13 protein-coding genes are annotated in these 15,802 nt (G+C 42.0%); 7 read left to right on the top strand and 6 right to left on the bottom strand.

Features of this window, described 5'->3' with window-relative positions; translation table 11 throughout:
* The first annotated feature begins 475 nt into the window (after window positions 1-475).
* The 5 genes from dinG to FCV43_RS00795 all read left to right on the top strand — a co-directional run bounded on the left by dinG (window position 476) and on the right by FCV43_RS00795 (window position 5,280).
* A complete protein-coding gene (gene dinG / locus FCV43_RS00815) occupies window positions 476-2,551 on the top strand; it encodes an ATP-dependent DNA helicase DinG (RefSeq protein ID WP_136993738.1) in 2,076 nt (691 codons plus the stop codon).
* A 69-nt stretch (window positions 2,552-2,620) separates the two neighbouring features.
* Window positions 2,621-3,400: a sulfite exporter TauE/SafE family protein gene (locus FCV43_RS00810; RefSeq protein WP_017051933.1), complete on the top strand. Its 780-nt coding sequence runs from the start codon at window positions 2,621-2,623 to the stop codon at window positions 3,398-3,400.
* A complete protein-coding gene (locus tag FCV43_RS00805) occupies window positions 3,397-3,945 on the top strand; it encodes a primosomal replication protein (protein WP_017051932.1) in 549 nt (182 codons plus the stop codon). Before FCV43_RS00810 ends, FCV43_RS00805 begins: the two co-directional genes overlap by 4 nt.
* Before the next feature lie 2 nt (window positions 3,946-3,947).
* On the top strand, window positions 3,948-4,103 hold the full coding sequence (gene rsmS / locus FCV43_RS00800) for a pleiotropic regulatory protein RsmS (RefSeq protein WP_017051931.1): 156 nt from the start codon (window positions 3,948-3,950) through the stop codon (window positions 4,101-4,103).
* A gap of 34 nt (window positions 4,104-4,137) precedes the next feature.
* Window positions 4,138-5,280 carry a cupin domain-containing protein gene (locus FCV43_RS00795; protein ID WP_136993737.1) on the top strand — a complete coding sequence of 381 codons (1,143 nt, stop codon included), beginning with the start codon at window positions 4,138-4,140 and terminating at the stop codon, window positions 5,278-5,280.
* A gap of 145 nt (window positions 5,281-5,425) precedes the next feature.
* On the opposite strand, the gene FCV43_RS00790 is transcribed toward FCV43_RS00795, so the two are convergent.
* A complete protein-coding gene (locus FCV43_RS00790; protein WP_136993736.1) occupies window positions 5,426-7,543 on the bottom strand; it encodes a methyl-accepting chemotaxis protein in 2,118 nt (705 codons plus the stop codon).
* Between the two features lie 293 nt (window positions 7,544-7,836).
* Here FCV43_RS00790 and xthA point away from each other — a divergent pair, with 293 nt between their 5' ends.
* Window positions 7,837-8,643, top strand: coding sequence for an exodeoxyribonuclease III (gene xthA / locus FCV43_RS00785; protein WP_113797512.1), 807 nt, complete (start codon window positions 7,837-7,839; stop codon window positions 8,641-8,643).
* 103 nt (window positions 8,644-8,746) lie between these two features.
* On the opposite strand, the gene FCV43_RS00780 is transcribed toward xthA, so the two are convergent.
* The 5 genes from FCV43_RS00780 to FCV43_RS00760 all read right to left on the bottom strand — a co-directional run bounded on the left by FCV43_RS00780 (window position 8,747) and on the right by FCV43_RS00760 (window position 13,726).
* Window positions 8,747-9,424: an ABC transporter permease gene (locus FCV43_RS00780; protein ID WP_113797514.1), complete on the bottom strand. Its 678-nt coding sequence runs from the start codon at window positions 9,422-9,424 to the stop codon at window positions 8,747-8,749.
* 2 nt (window positions 9,425-9,426) lie between these two features.
* Window positions 9,427-10,167: an ABC transporter permease gene (locus tag FCV43_RS00775; protein WP_136993735.1), complete on the bottom strand. Its 741-nt coding sequence runs from the start codon at window positions 10,165-10,167 to the stop codon at window positions 9,427-9,429.
* Window positions 10,168-10,346: 179 nt separating this feature from the next.
* Window positions 10,347-11,123, bottom strand: a complete 777-nt coding sequence (locus FCV43_RS00770) for an ABC transporter substrate-binding protein (RefSeq protein ID WP_017051925.1) — start codon at window positions 11,121-11,123, stop codon at window positions 10,347-10,349.
* 102 nt (window positions 11,124-11,225) lie between these two features.
* On the bottom strand, window positions 11,226-11,996 hold the full coding sequence (locus FCV43_RS00765; RefSeq protein ID WP_113797517.1) for an ABC transporter ATP-binding protein: 771 nt from the start codon (window positions 11,994-11,996) through the stop codon (window positions 11,226-11,228).
* Between the two features lie 245 nt (window positions 11,997-12,241).
* A complete protein-coding gene (locus FCV43_RS00760; RefSeq protein ID WP_136993734.1) occupies window positions 12,242-13,726 on the bottom strand; it encodes a flagellar sheath protein A in 1,485 nt (494 codons plus the stop codon).
* A 454-nt stretch (window positions 13,727-14,180) separates the two neighbouring features.
* On the opposite strand from FCV43_RS00760, the gene FCV43_RS00755 reads away from it, so the two are divergent.
* Window positions 14,181-15,719, top strand: coding sequence for a DUF3360 family protein (locus FCV43_RS00755; RefSeq protein ID WP_017051922.1), 1,539 nt, complete (start codon window positions 14,181-14,183; stop codon window positions 15,717-15,719).
* Window positions 15,720-15,802: the final 83 nt, after the last annotated feature.

Here is a 15,802-nt window from a genome sequence, read left to right as displayed (position 1 = left end):
CCTTGCCCGGTTCCCTTAGTTTGATAGCACTGACGTTTTCTATGTTGAAAACTTATCAGCACCTCTAAATTTCGAGGTCTAGATTGCAAAAGATTATTCTGCGTGTCAAATAACATAAAAAAATATTAACACCTCAAACAAACCCTTAATAATCAATGCTTTATGGGTTTATATTCACATTTTCGACTAATATCTCACCAAAAACATAAAAAATCAAAATAAATAAAATAACAACAATTTGAAATTAAAGACCACAAAACAACTAAAAAACACAATCAAACAGAGTATAAAACTACAAAAAACACCAATTTAAGGTTTTATATATTTCACCATATAAATTAATGTTAGTTTCCTAAAGGTTCAGTTTTTTTTTGTGAACAAGATCCATCTTTGCCTAAAAAGCAGACCATTTTGGTAAAAAAGAAAAGCTTAGCAAGATGTGCTACCATCCATTTCCCGTTAAGCAGGTCACAATATGTCTACTAGTAAAATCCAACAATCCATTCGCAAGAGTTATCAAAACCTCCAATTTCAACTGGAAAACTTTGTCCCTCGCCGCGCTCAAAATTATCTCGTTGCGGAAATAACCAAAACGCTTTGTGGCCAATACCATAAAAAAAACCGTCTTATTGTTGCCGAAGCAGGGACTGGTATTGGTAAATCGCTCGCCTATCTAATGGCGGCCATTCCTGTTGCCGTAGTCAATAATCGGAAAATAGTGATATCAACAGCGACGGTTGCACTGCAAGAACAGCTCGTGAATAAAGACCTACCTCTATATAGAAGGATCACCGATCGCGAGTTCTCTTTTATATTGGCGAAAGGTCGTCAACGCTACTGCTGTGCAGAAAAGCTTGCTGCGGCTTGTGGGGCAGATGAAGGTCAGGTGGCGATGTTTGAGACTAAACCACAAAAAAAAGATATCGAACTTTTACAAACCATGCATAAAAGCCTGGCTCAAGGGAAATGGGATGGGGATCGAGACTCATGGCCTAAATCTTTCAAAGACGACATCTGGCAACTTATTGTTAGTGATAAGCACAGTTGCAATAACAGCATGCCTTCACACCGTGACTGTCCTTTTCAAAAAGCACGTTCTGAGTTAGATAAAGCTGACGTCATCATCGCTAATCACAGTCTGGTTATGGCTGATGCAGATTTAGGTGGCGGTGTCATACTCCCAGAACCTGAAGATACCATTTATATTTTCGATGAGGCTCATCACCTTCCACATGTTGCACGAGACCACTCATCCGCTGCCACTAGCCTTAAAGGTGCTGTAAGCTGGCTAGAGAAGTTAAATCAATCTATCTCTAAGTTCTCTGCTCTTGCAGAAGAGAAACGAGTCAGCCGCTTTAGAAATGAACTGCAAGACTCAGTACAGCAACTGGTTCCAAGCTTGAGTCAACTATGCCAGCAATTTGATGCATCGCATTTTGAAGATAAACGCTACCGATTTGAACATGGTGAACTGCCTGAATGGTTAGAAAACCAATCTAAAGAGCTAAAAACGATCAGCAAGAAGGGAAGCGTAGCGGTTGCTAAGATTGCCGATCTTATAGCAGAGCGCGTTAAAGATGGTGAAATATCCTCTCGCCTTGCGGAACCTGCTCTTGCTGAATTAGGTTTCTACGTTCAAAGAATGGAAAACTTAGCTCAAGTGTGGAATCTGATGGCTGAACCGAAACGAGAAAAAGGAGCTCCTCTCGCTCGCTGGTTAGAACTTAGCCCAGATAGAGAGGGCGACTTTATCGTCAATGTTTCCCCTTTAGAAGTCGGCTGGCAACTCGACCAACAAATCTGGAGCCGCTGTATAGGTGCCGTTTTGGTTTCTGCGACCATGAGAGCCCTCAACTCTTTCAGTTTTTTCTGCCACCAAGCTGGGATCAGCGACAAAGCAGAGAATGGAACACAGTTCCTCGCATTAGCTTCGCCTTTTGATTATGAAAATCAGGCGGAACTCATTGTGCCAGCGGTCAAATATGAACCTCAAGCACCTCAGTTTACCGATCACTTAATCGAAATTTTGCCTGATTTGATTGAGGATAAAAAAGCGAACTTAATTTTGTTTTCGTCCTACTGGCAGATGAATCAAGTAGCCGAAGCTCTATCCACAGATTTCGTTAAAAGAGGTTGGGCACTGCAAATTCAAGGTGATAGCTCACGCAGAGAAATTCTAAAAAAACATAAAACACTCGTTCAATGTCAGAAAACAAGCATTCTGTTTGGCACTGGTAGCTTTTCTGAAGGATTAGACCTGCCGGGAGATTTACTTGAGAACTTAATCATCACTAAAATACCATTTGGTGTACCAACCTCACCTGTTGAGCAAGCTCATTCTGAATATATTCAGTCCCGAGGTGGTAACCCATTCATGCAAATTACCGTTCCTGAGGCGAGTAAAAAGCTCATCCAATCTGTAGGACGTTTGCTGCGTAAAGAGAGAGATTCTGGTAAAGTCGTCATCCTTGATCGTCGTATCGTGACCAAACGCTACGGCAAATCACTTTTGGATTCGCTTCCACCTTTTAAAAGAACGATTAAATATTAGAACGGCAAGCAATATACGCACATGAGCCATTAGGTTTAGTGAGTATTAAAGTGCCTCATTAGGAATTATATGGAATTTGTTGAACCGACGATGTTGGTTGTTTTAGCACTTGTGGCTTTCGTTGCGGGATTTATCGATGCGGTTGCTGGTGGCGGCGGGATGTTAACCGTTCCGGCTTTGCTATCCATTGGCTTACCACCTCATATTGTATTAGGCACAAATAAATTAGCCGCAACGTTTGCTTCTTTTACGGCTGCGGTAACGTATTACAAAAAACGACTATTTAAACCAGAATGCTGGCGGAATGCGTTCATCTCAACTCTTATTGGAGCCATTATTGGTACGTTAGTCGTTGATGCGATCAGTACAGAATGGTTGGAGAAAGTGCTGCCACTGATTATTTTAGCTACGGCTATCTATACTATTTTCCAAAAAACACCGACTGCCAGCCAGAATGTCACTCCGACACCATGCCCTAAACTAAAAAAGAAACAGGTATTTCAAGGCTTAACACTAGGGTTTTATGATGGAGTTGCTGGGCCTGGTACAGGTGCTTTTTGGACGGTGAGTTCAATGGCGCTATACAAACTGAATATTTTGCTGGCTTCTGGTCTTGCAAAAGCGATGAACTTTACCAGCAATATTACCTCTCTGGTCACTTTCGCTATACTTGGACATATCGATTGGGTACTTGGCTTAACCATGGGTGTTTGTTTGATGGCCGGAGCATTCGTAGGGGCTCACTCTGCCATTCGATTCGGCGCTAAATTCATTCGTCCTGTGTTCATCACAGTCGTGAGCGTATTAGCGGTTAAGCTGGCTTACAATGCGTGGTTCGTGAATCTATGAACAATTTCTCTCAATTAGCCACTATTCTTGATGATTTATCCAAACAGGCTGCGCAGCTTGATCGTCGCAGAGGCGAGCATCATCTCCCTCTATTTGATGAGCATCTATTTCATGGCAAAGCTCGCTTGATCGTACCCTGTGTACAAGAAGCAAAAAGTACTTATGAGAGCATCGTTAGAGAAAAAAAACACAACCGATTAACACCAGCACGCGCAGAATATCTTACCGAGCTATTATTAGCTCAAATTGGCGCGATTCAGCGTGAGCTTTCCACTCAAAAAATTCGGAAAGGCGAGATCAAACACAGCAGCTATTATCGAAAGCCCATTAATGAGCTGTATCAAGAGCTGGCACAACATCAAGAGTGGACTCGCCGCCTCAAAGAAATGGTGATAGAAAAAGAGCAAGAATTGAAAAATGCCCCCTCTTTTTATCAACAGCAAACCCAAAAAACCTTATTGGCGACTGAGCAACGTTTAAAGCGCTGTGAAGAAGCAATGTTAAAAATTGAAAAACAAATTACGTTTCGTGAAAAGAATCAATAATTATGACTCAACAAACACTTGAACAAGCACCTGAAGAAGTTAAATTGGCCGTCGACCTCATCTGTTTACTCGAACAGAATGACATCGACCCTCAGGTTGCTATTGAAGCGCTTAAAATTGTCAAATCTGACTGTGAAGCCAAATTAAAGAAAGCTTAACCCTCCCCCTATATCATTAAATCAAGGCTGTAAAATGTACCAACTGACTGTGTCTCTCGATGAGTTTCTTGCCGAATATTGGCAGAAAAAACCAATCATCATCAAGGGGGGATTCAAAAACTTTGAAGACCCAATTAGCCCCGATGAGATTGCAGGGTTAGCCATGGAAGAGGATGTTGATTCACGCTTTGTTTCCAACTTAAACGACCAGTGGGTAGCCGAGCATGGCCCGTTTTCCGCTGATAAATTCGAATCGTTAGGCGAAACCAATTGGTCTTTCATTATACAAGCAGCCAATCATTGGCACTCTGGCGCGGCTCAGTTAGTCGAACCTTTCCTAGGCATGCCTAATTGGTTGTTCGATGATTTAATGATCAGCTACTCGGTAAAAGATGGCGGTGTCGGCCCACATATCGACCAATATGATGTATTCATCATTCAGGGGAGCGGTAAGCGTCACTGGCGTGTTGGAGCACTTGACGAAGGTCAATACAAGGAGACCAGCCGCCACGTTGCACTTCGACAAATTGAAGGCTTTGAGCCCATTATTGATGATATTCTAGAACCTGGCGACATTCTCTATATTCCACCAGGCTTCCCACATGATGGTTATGCACTAGAGCCATCAATGAGCTACTCTGTCGGCTTCCGTTCACCAAAGGAACAAGAGCTGATCAGTAATTTTGCCGATTACGTATTAGCACATGATATGGGCGATGTGCATATGCATAACCCCGCTCTGACGACGCAAGATGGAAACGGAAAGATCCAAACGTCTGATTTACAGCATTTAACGACTATGTTGAACTCTAGCTTGCAAAACCCAGAGATCATTCAAGATTTTATGGGCTGTATGTTAAGCCAATCTCGCCATCAACTTGATATTGTCGCTCCAGAGCAATTATGGACAGCAGAAGAAGTACAACTGCACATCATGAATGGTGGTGTCATTAACCGAGTAGCAGGCTTACGCGCGTTATATCATGAGCAAGACAGCGGTATTGCTTACATCAATGGCGAAGTGATCAAAGTTGCCGAGCAAGATAGAGCGATCATAACGCTGCTTTGCGATCAAGATTGGTTAGCAATAGAGAATCTCGGCCAAGAAATCAGCTCTGCGAACGTGGCGCTCATCTGTGAACTGATCAATAAAGGTTACTGGTTCATCGAAGAGTAATTCTCAGCAGTTATGAGTAACCTTAACCAGCTATAGGTAATTCTCGCGTTGGTATTAACGAGAATACCCAATATTTAAACCATTAAAAAAGGAGCTGAATTCAGCTCCTTTTGTTCAATCATTGCTCTTAAGGATCAAAATAAGCTCACACTTTAAACTGGTCCACCAGCGTTTGCTGGGTTGAAGAAAAGTCACTGATTTGATTTGCCACTCTTTCCGAGGCTTCCGCTTGCTCTAAAATTCTCGCACTTAAATCACGAATATTAAACACATTTTGGTTAACTTCGCCAGACACAGATTGCTGCTCTTCTGCTGCTCGCACTATTTGGCTATTCATATCACTAATTGCTGCGATAGATTCAAATATAGCACTTAACTCAGTCACTGCTTCTTGTACATGAAGCGCAGTACCATTCGCTAAGTCGTTACCTTCTTGAATCGCTTCAACCACATCTTCAGTTCCCTGCTGGACTTTTTGAATCACACCACGAATTTCTCCTACCGATGCTTGTGTTCTACTGGCCAGATTACGCACTTCGTCTGCAACTACAGCAAAGCCTCTTCCCTGTTCACCTGCTCTAGCGGCTTCAATAGCGGCATTAAGCGCAAGCAAGTTAGTCTGCTCTGATATTCCCTCGATCACAGCGAGAATTTCTGTAATATTACTATTATTTTTAGCCAGCTCTTCTACCACAGGCACAGCGCTTGTCATTCGATCAACCAACTTAACCATCTCAGAAGAGGAGAGTTCGATCACTTGCTGCCCTTTACTTGCAGACTCATTGGCGTGATGTGCGGCTTTCACGGCTGTTTCTGCATTTTGAACCACCAAACTCGCGGTTTGAGTCATCTCTTCTGATGCAGTTGCAACAAGATCAACCTCTCTAAATTGAGCGTCACTGCTTCCGCGAGTTTCTGTCGCGGCCAGTTTCGCCTGATCGGTCGTACCCACAATTTGGCTGGTTGTCTGCACCACTTGCTTTATCGTATTCTGAAGCTTATCTAAAAACAGATTGAAACCTTCGGCTAATTGCCCTATTTCATCCTTTGTTGACACTGGGATCCTCTGAGTCAAATCCCCTTCTCCCGACGCGATGTCTTGCAACCTCGCCACCATCAGCCTAATTGGCTTAACAATGCTTAACGACGCCAGCGCAATCACCACCAATCCAAAAATCACAAAAAGAGCGCCAGCAAACAATTCCGTTTTTACACCTTGTTCCACTTGTTCTGTGATCACTTGGTCAAGCAGATCCGCATCGGCTAATACGCTATCCCGTGGCATTTCAAAAACTACACCCCACGTTTGGTTGGCAACTTTAACTGGGGAGAAGACGATCAGTTGCTCACCTGAAGTGCTCCATTTCGTTTGCACTTCCTCACTAAACAGGAGATCGGTTACGTCATCACGTGATAAGTTTTCATTTTCAAAAAGAGATCCAACACTTATCGTTCGATCATCTGAAGCGATGACACTTCCATCAAGGCTAATAATTGAGACTTTCCCGCTTCCATTAAATAGGCTTGAATCTGAAGCGGTTGCAACATTGGCAAGACCATCGAGCTTTAAATCAATCCCCATGAAACCTATCGATTCACCATCAACTTTAATCGGAACAGAAATAGAAGATGTCAGAAATTGGCCGTTATCTTTCTTAACAAACCGTGGCGTGGTCACGCACGTTTCGCCACTTGCTACCGGGCAAAAAAAGCGTTCACTATTACTTGGCTCTTTTAATGTCTGTTCACTAAGGACATTAGCTAAAATATTCTCCCCATTTTCTGAAACGATCCAATATGGGGCAAAGCGGCCAATATCATTTGATCCAACGTAATCAGCATCGGTGTAGTTAGAGTCCTCACCATCTAATGAGTCGGGGTTAAAGACCAAATAAGCTCCCTGAATGGCGTCAAACTCCGAGACCGATTGACGAACCATCTCGTCGAGTGCCGTTCGAAGTTCCTCACTCGCTGTAAAGTTATCTTCTGCATTACGCTTTAGAAACAAGGCGGTAGACGCGAGCATTTCAGCACGATGCACCGCTTCAACTAAATAGGCCTGTACTTCTGTCGCATTTAATTGAGCACGGTTCTCCAGAAGTTGCTGAGATTTATTGATCACAGACTCTGAACTTTGAGATTTAATGATTTTCTGATTGTTGACAGCGTTATAGACCGAAAAGCCGATAAGGGATAGAGAAGTAACCAACAAGCAGCATCCTGCTAATAAAGTTATCTTCCACTGAACAGATAGGGTTCGCATGATACTTCCTTATATTTAAGCCAAAAACTTTTTCACTACCATGTGAATAGCTTAGTTATCAATTACACCATAATTACCTTAGATATCAATCGAAAGTTAGAGTAAATGTTAACAATGTGTTGTCATAAGGTTTTTACACCTCTTTGTGACATTCTGTCATAGCGCATTTCACCAAGCATTCAGATCGACTTGGCGCTTACTCTCTATTTTACTTATTCCCTATTTTACTTGTTCTCTATTATGATAGTGGTAACATTCTTGAAAGATAATCCATCTCATTTAAAGGATACCCAATGAAAGTTATCAGCTTTAATATCAATGGCCTAAGAGCTCGCCTACATCAGCTTCAAGCTATCATTGACAAGCATCAGCCTGATGTTATCGGACTCCAAGAAATTAAAGTTCATGATGAAGCATTTCCGATCGAAGATGTTGAAGCGATGGGCTACAAAGTTTACTTTCATGGCCAAAAAGCCCATTACGGCGTCGCAATGCTATGTAAGCAAGAGCCGCTGTCTATCCAGAAAGGTTTCCCAACCGATAACGATGAACATCAAAAACGAATGATTATCGGCACTTTTAAAGATGAGAATGGAGAGAAAATAACAGTACTTAATGGTTATTTCCCTCAAGGCGACAATGTTAGCCACGAAACAAAGTTCCCGTATAAAGAACAGTTCTACAAAGATTTGATGTCTTACTTAAATGATCACCACAGTAATGATGAGCAAATCATCGTTATGGGTGACATTAACATCAGCCCAATTGATGCCGATATCGGGATTGGCGCTCCTAATGCAAAACGCTGGCTAAAAACAGGAAAATGCTCATTTCAGCCGATTGAACGTGAATGGCTGAAAACCTTGATGGATTGGGGTTTTGAAGATACGTTCCGGAAACTGCACCCAGAAGTCACTGATCAGTACTCATGGTTTGACTATCGCTCGAAAGGTTTCGTTGATAACCGTGGCCTACGTATTGATGTGGTTCTCGCAACCCCAAGTTTAGCGAGCCAATGTACCGATGCCGGTATTGACTATGAATTACGTGGCATTGAAAAGCCATCAGATCATGCACCAATTTGGTCTACTTTTAAGTAGTCAAAACCACTCAAGTCGATACAAATAAAGACGCGATCCATAAAAAAGAGGGAGGCAATTTGGCCTCCCTCTTTCGTTTGTTCTAATAATCAAGTTTTTAACTCTAGCTTAACGGTCTCATATAAGCTAAAAAGCGTTTCTCTGCAAACTTAAAGCAAGCAATGATGATAAACGTTAAGCACATATAAAATAGCCCAGCAGTTAAAAATGACTCAAATGGTGCGTAGTAACGTGAGTTGACTAATCGTGCTGCGCCAGTGAGATCCATGATGGTCACAATACCCGCTACAGCTGAACCATGAAGCATGAAGATCACCTCATTACTGTATGCTGGCAATGCGCGTCTTAGAGCACTCGGCAATATGATTCTGCGGTAAGTTTTCCACGTGCTCATGCCATAAGCTTTTGCCGCTTCCACTTCCCCTTTCGGTAAGCCGTTAATCGCACCACGGATGATTTCTGCTGTATATGCGGAAGTGTTTAGTACAAATGCAATCAATGCACAGAACCAAGCATGCTCCCAAAGCGTCCCTTTTACAGGAAAGAATTGATCCATTCCGTAATAAATCAAATACAACTGAACCAGTAATGGCGTACCACGGAAAAAATAAATAAATGTCCAAGCGGGTCCACTGAACGCATAATTATGACTATTTCGTGCAACAGCCAGCGGAATCGCAACCGTCAATCCAATGATTAGGGCACATAGCACCATCCAAACGGTCGTCCATAATCCATCAAGGTATATGGGCAAGCTTTCAATCACTAATGAAAAATCCATAATTACCTCGCGTGAATACTAAATTTACGTTCGACCACTTTAAGCAAGCCTGTCGAAACGCTGGTAAAGAATAAGAAGATCAATGCTACAGACATGTAGAAGGTAAATGGCATCTTGGTTGAACCGGCAGCCAATGAACTGACTCGAACCATATCATCTAAGCCAATGATCGATACCAATGCTGTTGTTTTCAGAAGAACTAACCAATTGTTACCAAAACCAGGCAATGCGTGACGGATCATTTGAGGAAGCAAGATACGTCTAAATGCCAAAGCGGTGCTCATTCCATACGCTTTTGCCGCTTCCATTTCGCCGTGATCGACTGCCATTATCGCTCCGCGGAACGTTTCTGCCATGTAAGCGCCAAATATAAAGCCAATGGTTAAAACACCCGCAATAAATGGGCTAACATCGATATAATCTGGCAGATAATCTACCCACTCATGGCTTGGATCACTTGAAGTAAACCACTCATTCAGCCACTCATTGATGGCATATAAACTGTTATTTAATAAGATCTGACCACCGAAGAAGATCAGCATCATTAAAACTAAATCAGGGATCCCGCGAATAACAGTTGTATAAAGAGTCGCGATAGCTCTAGCCCAACGATAAGGAGCCAGTTTTGCAAGTGCACCTAACATCCCTAGTATCATGGCAAGAATCAGTGAAAGTATTGCCACTTGTATCGTCAGTATGGCCCCATTAAATATTGAGGCTTCGTATCCTTGTAAATCCAGCATAATAATTCCCAGCAAAACGGCTAGTCAGGAATACCATCATTCAACAAACGGCTAGGTTAATATGGTTATCACCACAACAGGTATTCACCTGTAATAATTGAGTAAGTCGCTTGTGGAATGAAAGTGTCTAACGGTAGGTAAGAGACTGTTATGTTAGATAACAGCCTCTCGCATGAAGATTATTGACCGTATACGTCGTAGTTGAAGTACTTAGCCGCGATATCTTGATAGATACCTTTGTCGCGCAAAGATAAAATAGCCGCATCTAGCTTTTTAGTTAGTGCTTTATCTTGTTTGCGTAGAGCGATACCAAAACCTTCACCGAACCATTTTGGATCTGTCAATGATGGACCTACAAACTCATAAGCTTCACCACCAGCTTTGTTCAATACGCCTTCTTCTAGCGCTGATGCATCACCAAGTACTGACACAATACGACCATTAGCGAGATCTAAATATGCTTCATCAAATGAACCGTAACGAACGATCTCAACGGCATCGCCATAGTTATCTGTAAGGTATTTATCATGAGTTGTTGCACGTTGAACACCAATTTTCACACCTTTTAGCCCTTCTTTAGAGAAGTCTAAGTTTGCACCTTTTTTCGAAATGAATTTATTTGGGATTAGTGCGTACTTGCCTGTGAAATCAATTTTTTTCTTACGCTCTTCAGTAATCGACATTGCCGCAATGATTGCATCGTACTTACGTGCAAGAAGTGACGGAATAATACCATCCCAATCTTGAGGGACGATCTTACATTTCACTTTCATCTCAGTACAAAGCGCATTTGCCATGTCAACATCAAAGCCTTTAAGCGAACCGTCCGCTTCTGTCCAACTAAATGGAGGATAAGCACCTTCAATACCAAAACGTACTGTTTTCCATTCCTTAGCCTGTGCCATTCCAGTTGCTGCTGTTGCAGCAATCGCTGCCACTAATAACCACTTTTTCATTTCCATACTCCTGTGGATTGTTACTTATTTTATGTTGCTTTCGTTGTGTTGTGTTTTACTTTTCATCGCCACGAATTAACCTTTATTGAACGTTAATAAAGGTTAGTAAATTGACGAAATAAACTGTTGTAAGCGTTCAGATTCTGGATTAGTAAAGAGTTGCGCAGGGTTACCTTGCTCTTCAACTAAGCCTTGGTGTAGAAACATCACGTGATTAGATACATCGCGGGCAAAAGCCATTTCGTGAGTCACCACTAGCATAGTTCGGCCTTCCTCTGCCAAATCACGCATAACGCCTAATACTTCACCAACCAATTCAGGGTCAAGTGCTGAGGTTGGTTCGTCAAATAACATCACTTCAGGATCAACCGCTAAGGCTCTTGCTATTGCTGCTCGCTGTTGCTGCCCACCAGATAAGTGACCAGGGTAGTAATCTTTTCGCTCGTATAACCCTACTTTTTGCAGTAGAAGTTCTGCATTTTCTAATGCTTGAGCTTTTGGAACGCCGAGGACATGAACAGGTGCTTCAATGATATTTTCCAATACCGTCATGTGAGACCATAAATTGAAACCTTGAAATACCATCGCCAAGCGAGAGCGGATACGTTGAACCTGCTTCTCATTGGCAGGAACAGCCTCTCCTGCGCGGTTGTTTTTCATTTGGATAAGTTCACCATTCACCCAAATTTCACCCGCGGTTGGGGTTTCGAGTAAATTGACGCAGCGTAGAAAGGTACTCTTGCCTGAACCGGAAGAGCCGATGATAGACACCACATCTCCTTTGTGTGCAGATAATGAGATGCCTTTTAAGACTTCGTTTTGACCAAATGTCTTGTGCAGTTCTTTTATATCAAGCGCTGGTACTTCATTCATGCGCTGTTGCTCCCTAATTTATTATTACTGCTAAGGTACTCCGACCTTTAATTGCAATACAAATTAGCACTCAACGAAAAAACATGCAACAAATTATTAACTTATAAAACAACAAATAACTAGTCATTTTATCCAAATTAATATGCATAAAATGGCATTTTCATCTTTTTATGGTGAATAGAAGTCGTAAAAAAGCCCCAGTTAAGGGGCTTCAATTAGTTTCAATTATGTTACATCATTACAATTTAATTAACGCTATTTTCCAGCGCTACAACTGATTGGCTTAACATTGAGGCATTACGGTTTTTTACAAGCGTAGGTAAAGAAACAGAGCCATTAACATCCGTGTAGTTAGCTAAGTCAATATCAACAATGCTTTGCAAGTTCATACTCTTCTCCATGAACCATGCAACTGAATCTGCACTTTCTAAATCAAGCTTAGCTACACCAATCTCTATCCTATCAGTAGAAACTTGTTGGAAAGTAACAACTGAGCTTTTCATCAAAGCTTGATTAGTGCTTGCTGGTGAAAAAATCGTTTGGTAAAAGTCATAATTAAGACTTGTTACACCTCTTACGTGAGTTCTTTGTAAATCGAAATCACTAGGTGTGAAACCAGCAGAGCTGACGCAGAAATCGGCTGTACAACTGGTATCTACTGCAGTTGAGGAGAAATCACTTACTGACGGGATTGATACATTCAAATCTACGCCGGAGAATGGTTTCAACGTATTCACGGTCCACGATCCATTTGTAGATGTACCATTTGCTTTCACTCCCCAGCTAGTCGCTGATAAGTTGCTGCTTGAATAGGATAACGTTGTGGCATTGTTATACAAAGGCTGCCATTGATACACTTCATTTTCGTATGATAATTCTACATTACTTGTGTTATCAATTGAGAAACCGTTCGGGATAATATTCAAACCATCGACATCCACAGTTTGCATTGAAACAGACGGAAGGTTTGTCGGTGGATTAGTAGAATCATAAATAGACGTAGAAGGAACGAAAGTGAAATGCTTTAACTCTTCATACTCTTGAGGGTTACCTGCCAATGTGTCAAACGCAGTAACCAGCACGCTCTTAGTTCCAACTAAAGGTGCTTTTACCGGTATATTTGCTGAAAGCTCACGGCCACTTACCAGGGAATTAACATAGCTTGATTGGTAATAGCTGGTATCAACACTGCTTTGCGCCACAGCAACAACAGCGTTATCAGACAGTGTTAAATTAAATTGCTCACCTTGATAACAATTATTTGAGCGGTTGGCTTGCTGCCTAACATTAAGAACTAAATTCGTCATTAGATCTTTCTGAACGGTGAACATATACACATCGTTACGATTGCCCAGACCTCCAACAACTTCTTCAAGGGAAACATAACCATTATCAGGTATTAGGCCACTATCAATGACAACCTTGCCAGTGGTAGGAATATCGGTGATTGTTTCTTCTGAAATCACAGAGCCATCAGCATTGTGATACAAAATATTAAAGCCTTCATCAGCTATTTTCGCTGCAATCACGTTACCTGCAGTTGTTTGATCATCAGAATAAATACTGCAGCCTGCGCCAATAGAAGATCTTACATCGCTGTATAAATGAACAAACTGCCAAGTATATGTTGGGGCTGCGGGAGCACCGCCACCGCCGCCACCGCCACCGCCGCAACCTACTAATAAGCCAGATATTAACGCCACTAACGGCAATACTTTGTTATTTTTCATTTTATTATCCTGAAGCGGCAAGTGATCGCCATTTAAAAGTCATTGCTGAATCTTAAGCAAGTTTAGCGCCAGAAATCAATTTTGCATGGTAAAAACATGAGCTTGTAAACGGTTCATCACACAAGTGTGAGACCAAACAGCACATCTAGCTTTGTTCACTTTATGTAATCAAATTACACGCAATATCCGCGGCAATAACCATAGATGATACTTTTTGTTGTTTTCTTTCACATCCATAATTTAAAGTGATCAAGATCAATCACCCAAAAGGGTAAGATTGGTAGACTCGCGACAAAGATAAAGCGCGGTTTAAGGCTTTACAAATTTTCATTGGCTATGCACAGGCACATAATAGACGTGTTACATTATATGCCTTAGCACAAGGAATTACCGCAGGACGCGGGTTTATAGAATTCAAAATAGAATTACTAACTTTTAAAAATATGAGGAATCTATGTCAGACGTAAACAAAGAGCACTCAGAAGTGGACGAGAAGAGCTATCAAGAGCTACACCGTCCGGCGTCTGAGTTTGCAAGCCGTTCTGAATATCTTGACCACGAACTTCAAATCATGAAGCCACGTCGTTTTGCTTTAAACTTACCAGGCCGCGACTTCCGCTTTGAACTTGAAGATTTAGTTCCTGCTCTTGCTGGTACTATCGGTATCATCGCGATGTACTCTGCGGTAATGATGTCTTGGGCAGATGGCCTAACTGCGGCTTGGGACCACGTTAACCTTGGTAAAGAGTTTGCGATTGAAGTGGCACGAGTTGAAATGCTTATTCCTGCACTTCTATTCTGTGTGTTAGCTTCTGGCTTTATTAACCCTCGAGCAAACCTTGCGGGTAACCACGGTCCAATGATCCCATTAATCGGCACAATCGCGCTTGCCGGTGCTCACCCTCTTGCTCTTGCAATCCTTCTGGGTGTCTTTGGTCTTCTACTTAGTTACTTTAAAGGTGGCTCCAAACTGGTGAATTTAACTGGTGAGGGGGTAGCCGGCGGTCTCTTAGTTTTCCTCGGATTTACGGGCGCAATGAGCCAAATTGGTCAAATCCAAACTTGGGCGACGGGTCTAGAGTCTGCTGAAATCGCGAAAGGCAGTATGGGCTACGTTGGTCTTGTTGTTTTAGCGGTTAACATTGTACTTTATGCTTTCCTTGCTCGTATCAACAAACGTTGGTTAGCAATTCCAGCTTGTGCTATTACAGGTCTTCTTGTTGCGCTAATTTTCGGTGCTGGCTTTGATCTTCGTTTCGAAACTGAAATGGGTCTTCCAAATCTAAACCCTGTTTACTGGTGGGGTTCTACCAGTGAAGGTTGGATGCTAGGTCTGCCTAACCTTGAGCACTTCATTGCATCTCTACCATTTGCTATTCTAGCTGTTGCGATGTGGTCTCCTGATTTCCTAGGTCACCGTATCTTCCAAGAGCTAAACTACCCACGTAAAACTGAAAAAGTTCTAATGGACGTTGATGACACAATGACTATGTGTTCTATCCGTCAAATCGTTGGTACAGCGGTTGGTGGTGGTAACATCACTTCATCTTGGGGTACTTACATGATCCCAGCTGCGATTGCAAAACGTCCAATTCCTGGCGGTGCCATCATTCTTGGTCTATTAGTTATGACTATTGCTATTCTTGGTTTCCCAATGGATGTAGCAGTATGGCCACCTGTAATGCGTATCGCTCTTCTAGTAGGTGTTTTCTTACCTCTACTTGAAGCGGGTATGCAAATGGTTAAGGACACTAAAGATTCACAATCTGCTGGTATTTGTATTTTTGCTTCTGCAGTAGTGAACCCTGTTCTAGCTTGGGCTCTAACAATGCTGTTAGATAACAATGGCCTAATTGGTGATAAGACTCGTGCAGCAAAACTTTCTTTTGTTGACCGTATCGTTATCCCTGGTGGCGTTCTTGTTATCTGTCTAATTGCAATGCTTGCAGTTGGTATGCTTGAAGGTCAATATGGCATCCCTGGTTTCTTATAATTAAGTAAGAACCACTAAAATAAGTTTGAGTGACGCTATTCGTCACTCAAATTTTATTTAGCTGTTTCAAATTTTTTTAGCAT

The organism is Vibrio genomosp. F6 (assembly GCF_005146325.1).
Classification (GTDB): domain Bacteria; phylum Pseudomonadota; class Gammaproteobacteria; order Enterobacterales; family Vibrionaceae; genus Vibrio; species Vibrio cortegadensis.
The sequence above is the reverse complement of the archived record's forward strand: the minus strand, read 5'-3'. Positions and strand labels throughout refer to the sequence as shown.

What these genes read in the sequence shown, in the direction of transcription:
- dinG (WP_136993738.1), top strand. Translation starts at nt 476, where the DNA reads ATGTCTACTAGTAAAATCCAACAATCCATTCGCAAGAGTTATCAAAAC.
- FCV43_RS00810 (WP_017051933.1), top strand. Translation starts at nt 2,621, where the DNA reads ATGGAATTTGTTGAACCGACGATGTTGGTTGTTTTAGCACTTGTGGCT.
- FCV43_RS00805 (WP_017051932.1), top strand. Translation starts at nt 3,397, where the DNA reads ATGAACAATTTCTCTCAATTAGCCACTATTCTTGATGATTTATCCAAA.
- rsmS (WP_017051931.1), top strand. Translation starts at nt 3,948, where the DNA reads ATGACTCAACAAACACTTGAACAAGCACCTGAAGAAGTTAAATTGGCC.
- FCV43_RS00795 (WP_136993737.1), top strand. Translation starts at nt 4,138, where the DNA reads ATGTACCAACTGACTGTGTCTCTCGATGAGTTTCTTGCCGAATATTGG.
- FCV43_RS00790 (WP_136993736.1), bottom strand. Translation starts at nt 7,543, where the DNA reads ATGCGAACCCTATCTGTTCAGTGGAAGATAACTTTATTAGCAGGATGC.
- xthA (WP_113797512.1), top strand. Translation starts at nt 7,837, where the DNA reads ATGAAAGTTATCAGCTTTAATATCAATGGCCTAAGAGCTCGCCTACAT.
- FCV43_RS00780 (WP_113797514.1), bottom strand. Translation starts at nt 9,424, where the DNA reads ATGGATTTTTCATTAGTGATTGAAAGCTTGCCCATATACCTTGATGGA.
- FCV43_RS00775 (WP_136993735.1), bottom strand. Translation starts at nt 10,167, where the DNA reads ATGCTGGATTTACAAGGATACGAAGCCTCAATATTTAATGGGGCCATA.
- FCV43_RS00770 (WP_017051925.1), bottom strand. Translation starts at nt 11,123, where the DNA reads ATGAAAAAGTGGTTATTAGTGGCAGCGATTGCTGCAACAGCAGCAACT.
- FCV43_RS00765 (WP_113797517.1), bottom strand. Translation starts at nt 11,996, where the DNA reads ATGAATGAAGTACCAGCGCTTGATATAAAAGAACTGCACAAGACATTT.
- FCV43_RS00760 (WP_136993734.1), bottom strand. Translation starts at nt 13,726, where the DNA reads ATGAAAAATAACAAAGTATTGCCGTTAGTGGCGTTAATATCTGGCTTA.
- FCV43_RS00755 (WP_017051922.1), top strand. Translation starts at nt 14,181, where the DNA reads ATGTCAGACGTAAACAAAGAGCACTCAGAAGTGGACGAGAAGAGCTAT.